The sequence below is a fragment of the Cupriavidus sp. WS genome, from assembly GCF_000395345.1.
Classification (GTDB): Bacteria; Pseudomonadota; Gammaproteobacteria; order Burkholderiales; family Burkholderiaceae; genus Cupriavidus; species Cupriavidus basilensis_B.
Map to the genome: position 1 here is coordinate 1 of NZ_AQPL01000281.1, position 6,098 is coordinate 6,098.

Below are 6,098 nucleotides of genomic sequence, written 5' to 3' on the forward strand. Positions count from 1 at the left end.
TGACGTTCAGCCGTTGACTTTGAAGTTAATCATTTTACTTTAAGAGTCCAAGGAATTTAAAATCAATAAAAAAAATTAACCAATTACCCCCTGCCAAAGCAACGCCCCATTAAGAAAAAGAATAACCCCCGCACTAACCCAGGCCAACACCAGCGGCACGCCGCGCACGCGCCACGCGCCCATCAGTTCCCGGTTGGACGCGAACAGGATCAGTGGCACCACCGCCAGCGGCAGGCTCAGGCTGAGCACCACCTGGCTGGCCACCAGCAGTTCGGCCGAGCCGTGCTGCCCGAACACCCCCACCGCCGCCAGCGCCGGCACGATGGCCAGCCCGCGCGTGAGCAGCGCGCGCCGGGTCTGCGAGATGCGCAGGTTGAGGAAGCCTTCCATCACCGCTTGCCCGGCCAGCGTGCCGGTGAGCGTGGAGTTCAGGCCGCAGGCCAGCAAGGCGCCGGCGAACAGCAGGCTGGCCCATTGCGAGTGGAGCAGCGGGTCCAGCAGGCGGTGCGCGTCGGCGAGGTCGCTGACTTCGGTCATGCCGCTGGCGTGGAACGCGGCGGCGGCCAGGATCAGCAGCGCGGCGTTGACGAGGAAGGCGAAGGTCAGCGAGCCGATGGTGTCGAGGTTGACGCCGCGCAGCGCCGCCGCCACGGCGGGCGCGTCCGCGGCCCGGGGCGCGCGCGTTGCCGCCGGCTGGCCGGCTTGCGACCGCGGCGCGAACTTGCTGACCAGCGCGGAGTGCAGGTAGAGGTTGTGCGGCATCACGGTGGCGCCGACGATGCCGGCGGCCAGCCACAGCATGCCGGCGTCGCGCACCAGTTGCGCCGAGGGCGCGAAGCCGCCGGCCACCGCGGCCCAGTCGGGCTGCGCCATCGCCAGCTGGGCGACGAAGCACAGCGCCACCAGCAGGATCAGCCCGGCCACCAGCGCTTCGAGCGTGCGCCGGCCCTGGCGCTGCACGGCCAGCATGGCGATAGTGCCGACGGCGGAGAGCAGCACGCCGACCCACAGGTTCACGTGCAGCAGCAGTTGCAGCGCCACGGCGGTGCCGACCACTTCGGCCACGTCGCAGGCGATGATGGCGATCTCGCTGGCGAGCCACAGGCCGATCACGGTGCGCCGGCCGAAGCGCTCGCGGCTGAGCTGCGCGAGGTCGCGCCCCGTGACCACGCCGATGCGCGCGGCGATCCATTGCAGCAGCATGGCCACCACGCTGGCGGCGGCCACCACCGCGAGCAGGCCGTAGCCGTACCTGGCGCCGGCGGAAATGGCGGTGGCCCAGTTGCCCGGGTCCATGTAGCCGACCGCCACCAGCGCGCCGGCGCCGAGGAAGGCGGCCCGCCGCGGCAGCTGCGGGGCAAGCCGCGCGTCCGCGGACGCGGCGGGAAGGGCAAGCTGGTCTGGGCTGGGAGGCATGATTGGCTCTGGCATGGTGGTTGGCGCGCCGGCGGGGCCGGCTCGCGCGCCTGATGACTCATTCTGGGCAATGCCGCACGCTGCCGCCAATTGTAAATGCTAATCACTCTCATTTGATGCACAGATGAGGACGGTTGTACATCACTTCCAGTGCATTTCGATTCACTTATTTCGGAGAATTGCCTTGAAAGGCATAAAGAATGCGGCGCCTTCCGTGCGGGAAGCGCCGCCTGGCCGGCAAGAGCGGCAGGCGCGCATCCCGCCGGCGGCCTTGGGACGCACAGGCGCCGTGCCGCCCGCGGCGGGAATCGCGGGCGGCACGGCAAGGGAAAGACCGACAAACCGCAGCCGGCTTTGGGCCGGCTACCGCGCGGTCATTGCTTGATGAAGGCGAGCAGGTCTTCGTTGATGACGTCGGGATGGGTGGTGCACATGCCGTGCGGATACCCCTTGTAGACCTTGAGCGTGCCGTTGCGCACCAGCTTGATGGACAGCAGCGCCGAATCGGCGATCGGCACGATCTGGTCGTCGTCGCCGTGCATGATCAGGACCGGCACGTCGATCTTCTTGAGGTCTTCGGTGAAGTCCGTCTCGGAGAAGGCCTTGATGCAGTCGTAGTGGGCCTTGGTGCCGCCCATCATGCCCTGGCGCCACCAGTTCTCCTTGATGCCTTCGGAGACCTTGGCGCCTTCGCGGTTGTAGCCGTAGAACGGGATCGGCACGTCCTTGTAGAACTGCGCGCGGTTGGCGGCAAGCTGGGCGCGGAAGCCGTCGAACACGTCGAGCGGCAGCCCGCCCGGATTGGCCGCGCTCTTGACCATGACCGGCGGCACCGCGCCGATCAGCACCGCCTTGGCCACGCGGCCGGCGCCGTGGCGCGCCACGTAGCGGGCCACCTCGCCGCCGCCGGTGGAGTGGCCCACGTGCACGGCGTTGCGCAGGTCGAGGTGCGCGGCCAGCGCGGCCACGTCGGCGGCGTAGGTGTCCATCTCGTTGCCGGTCGCGGTCTGGGTGGAGCGGCCGTGCCCGCGGCGGTCGTGCGCGATCACGCGGTAGCCCTTGGAGAGGAAGAACAGCATCTGCGCGTCCCAGTCGTCGGCGGTGAGCGGCCAGCCGTGATGGAACACGATGGGCTGGCCGGTACCCCAGTCCTTGTAGTAGATGCGGGTGCCGTCTTTGGTGGTGATGGTATCCATGACTTGGCTTCCTTGGTTGGGGGCGTGTTGGCCGCCGGCACGAACCGGCTTGGTGGCTGCCTCGGCGTCCGCCGTGGCAGCCAGGGCGGAAAGGGTGCCGGCGGCAACGGCGGACGCGCCGGCCACCAGCACATTGCGGCGCGCTGGCGACGGCACGGGGTCTTGTTCTTGTTGCGTAGTCACTGCATGCTCCTTGGCGAGAAACGATGCGGGAAGGAAAAGGCGCGGAGCGCCGTCCCCTGCGGGCGCGGCAAGACCAGGGCACCGGGCATCCCTGGCCGTGCACTGCCGCCCTGGCGGGACGGGCAGACTTCCGCGTTCATGGCGCCCGGCAAGCTGCGGCCGGCCAGCGATACAACGTGCACAGCCATAGGAGAATAGGCGGCGAATCGCGTGTGCACGAGCGGGATGTGGCGAATTTTCATCCGCCACCGGCCGGGCCGGAACGCTGCCGCGCGGTCACAAGCCTGACATCCATCCGCACCGATAATCGAACAGATTGACGCCGGCGAACCACGCAAGCCAACCGCGGCGCACCTCGGCCGGCGGGCCGGCAGCGTAGAATGACCCGCTGCCGCGGCGCCCCGCGGTCGCGGTCCTGCGCCCGTGCTCCGGGAAGCAGCGCATAAGAAGAACACAGACCTGGTTCCATCGTGAAGACATCCCCAGCCGCGCAAGGCGGCCAGCTGCCCGCGCGGCAAAGCGCCCCCGATGCCACCAACCGCGCGCTGCACGGCATCCTCCTGCTGACCTTCGCGTTCGCGCTCAGCCAGTTCTACCGCAGTTGCCTGGCGGTGATGGCGCCGGAACTCCAGCATGACTTCGGGCTGTCGGCGGCCGGCTTCGGCGCGCTGTCGTCGAGTTTCTTCATGGCCTTCGCGGCGGCGCAGATCCCGGTCGGCATCGCCTTCGACCGCTACGGCGTGGGCCGGCCCACGTCGCTGCTGCTGGCCATCGGCGCGGTGTCGTCGCTGCTGTTTACGCTGGCGCCCAACGGTGGCGTGGCCATGCTGGCGCAGGCCGGGCTCGGCCTGGCCTGCGCGCCGGTCTTCATGGGGCTGCTGCATTTCGCGTCCGAGCAGTTGTCCGAGCGCGACTACACGCGCGTGGTCAGCAAGTCCAACGCCACCGGCATGATCGGCGCGCTGTGCGCCACGGCGCCGCTGGGCTGGGCCTCGCAACTGCTGGGCTGGCGCGTGGCGATGGCGTTCGCGGCACTGTGCATGGCGATGGCCTGCTACGGCGTCTGGCGCTGCGTGCGCGACGAGGGCCATGCCGAGGCACGCCACACGCCGTGGCGCGCCATGCTGCTGCAGAGCGCCCGGCTGCTGGGCCTGGCGCCGCTGTGGACGCTAATCCCGATGTGCGTGGCGATGGCCGCCGGCACCGCCTTCCGCAATGCCTGGAGCGGGCCTTACCTGGCCAGCGTCTACGGCCTGCAGGCCGGCCCGCGCGGCGTGGCGCTGACGCTGCTGAGCCTGGCCGGCTTCGCCACGGCGTTCGTGCTGCCGGTGCTGGTGCGGCGCAGCTCGCTCAAGGCCACCATCGGCGGCTGGTCCTGCTTCTCGCTGCTGGGCGCGATCCTGCTGACCATGTGGCCGGACAGCAGCGTGGCCTCCGGCGTGGGCCTGATGGCGCTGCTGTCCACCATCGGCATGCTCCACCCGCTGGTCATGGCGCAGGGCCGTGGCCTGATCCCGCCGGCGGCGCGCGGGCGCGGCCTGGGCCTGCTCAATACCTTCGTCTTCCTCGGCTCGGCGCTGGCGTCATGGGCCTTCGGCATGATCGCCAGCTTCGGCGACGCCGCGCGCTGGCCGGTCTCGCGCACCTACGCCGCCATCTTCCTGTCGGCGGGCGTGCTGGTGGCGGCCGCGGTGGTGCCCTACCTGTTCAGCCCCCCGGCGCAGAAAAGCTGACGCACAAGCGGGGCCCGAACGGCTATCCTCCATAGCGCGGCCGGCGCGGCGCCGGCCACACCAGGGGACCCCGCATGCAGATCGACTGGACGACGATCCGGAACGGCAATGCCGACGCGCTCGACGGCGCAACGGTCGAACTCGGCGGCTGGATGATCCCCCTCGATCCCGAGGCACAGGCCGCCGACTATTTCCTGCTGGCGGCCGAGCCGCCCTGTTGCGGCGGCTGCGTGCCGCGCGATCCGCTGGCCTGCGTCGAGGTCTACGCCGCCGGCCCGCTGGCCTTGCCGGCGCAGGCAGTCGGCCTGCGCGGCCGCCTGGTGCGCCTGCTGGACGATCCGGCGGGATGGCGCTACCAGTTGCGCGACGCGCAGCCGCTCGCCGCGCCCGCCGCCGGCACCATGAGCCGGCGCGTGTTCCTGGCCTCCGGCGCGGCGCTCGGCCTCGCGGCCTGCGCGCCGGGACGGTTCGCCGGTTACACCGAAGGGCAGGCCGATGCGGCCGGCAACGCGCAGCCGGCCAACGCGCCGGCCAGATGGCAACCGGCCGCCGACGCGCTGACCATCGACATGCACAGCCACGCCGGCCGCGTGATCGTCTCGCGCGATCCGGCCATCGGCGCGCGCCGGCCGTTCCTGCCGCTGGCCGCGCCGATGCGCGCGGGCGGCATGAACGTGATCTGCCTGGCCATCGTCACGGACACCACGGTCACGCGCGTATCCGCCAACCGCATGCGCTTCGAGGCCTGGCGCACGCCGCAGGAGGGCGAGCTCTACGCGCTGGGCCGCACCGAGTTCGCGCGCGCGCACGAGTTGGTGGCACGCGAGCGCATGCAGGTCGTCACCAGCGCGGCCACGCTGGCGGCGCAGGGCCACGCCGGCCCGTGCGCGATCATCGCGGCGGAGGGCGCCGATTTCCTGGAAGGCCGGCTGGAGCGCGTGGACGAGGCGCATGCGATGTACCAGTTGCGCCATCTGCAGCTGACGCACTACCGCGTCAACGAACTGGGCGACATCCAGACCGAGACGCCGGTGCACGGCGGCCTGACGGACTTCGGCGCCGCGGTGGTGCGGCGCTGCAATGCGCTGGGCATCGTGGTGGACGTGGCGCACGGCACCTACGACCTCGTCAAGCGCGCGGCGGCGGCGTCGAGCAAGCCGCTGGTGATCTCGCACACGGCGCTGGCCACGCACCCGGGCACGCGCAGCCGGCTGATCTCGCCGGACCATGCGCGCGCCATCGCCGGCACCGGCGGCGTGATTGGCGTGTGGCCGAGCGCGGGCACCTTCCACAGCCTGCAAGCGATGGCCGAAGGCGTCAAGCGCATGGCGGACGTGGTGGGCGTGGCGCACGTCGGCCTGGGCACCGACATGCTCGGCTTCATCTCGCCGCCGGTCTTCACCGGCTACGAGCAGCTGCCCTCGCTGGGCGACGCGCTGGTCGCCGCGGGCTTCACCCAGCAGGAAACGGGCATGATCCTGGGCGGCAACTACCGCCGCGTGTTCGAGGCCACGGTCGGCTAGGGCCCCGGCGGATGTGCTGGCCGGCGTCCCGATGCGTCGGGACGCCG

Annotated in this window: 4 protein-coding genes; 2 read left to right on the forward strand and 2 right to left on the reverse strand. The window is 70.6% G+C overall.

Annotated elements, in window-relative coordinates; genetic code table 11:
• Positions 1-75: 75 nt before the first annotated feature.
• The gene (locus tag K206_RS0122575; protein WP_020204661.1) at positions 76-1,416 is read right to left on the reverse strand and encodes an Nramp family divalent metal transporter; all 1,341 of its coding nucleotides are present in this window, start codon (positions 1,414-1,416) and stop codon (positions 76-78) included.
• Positions 1,417-1,790: 374 nt separating this feature from the next.
• Positions 1,791-2,612, reverse strand: coding sequence for an alpha/beta fold hydrolase (locus tag K206_RS0122580; RefSeq protein ID WP_020204662.1), 822 nt, complete (start codon positions 2,610-2,612; stop codon positions 1,791-1,793).
• A 686-nt stretch (positions 2,613-3,298) separates the two neighbouring features.
• Here K206_RS0122580 and K206_RS0122585 point away from each other — a divergent pair.
• Positions 3,299-4,528, forward strand: coding sequence for an MFS transporter (locus tag K206_RS0122585; protein WP_052165962.1), 1,230 nt, complete (start codon positions 3,299-3,301; stop codon positions 4,526-4,528).
• A gap of 74 nt (positions 4,529-4,602) precedes the next feature.
• Positions 4,603-6,051 carry a dipeptidase gene (locus K206_RS40975; RefSeq protein WP_020204664.1) on the forward strand — a complete coding sequence of 483 codons (1,449 nt, stop codon included), beginning with the start codon at positions 4,603-4,605 and terminating at the stop codon, positions 6,049-6,051.
• Positions 6,052-6,098 lie beyond the last annotated feature (47 nt).

Excerpts from the sequence above, each read along its gene's own strand:
- K206_RS0122575 (WP_020204661.1), bottom strand. The coding sequence starts at position 1,416 with ATGCCTCCCAGCCCAGACCAGCTTGCCCTTCCCGCCGCGTCCGCGGAC.
- K206_RS0122580 (WP_020204662.1), bottom strand. The coding sequence starts at position 2,612 with ATGGATACCATCACCACCAAAGACGGCACCCGCATCTACTACAAGGAC.
- K206_RS40975 (WP_020204664.1), top strand. The coding sequence starts at position 4,603 with ATGCAGATCGACTGGACGACGATCCGGAACGGCAATGCCGACGCGCTC.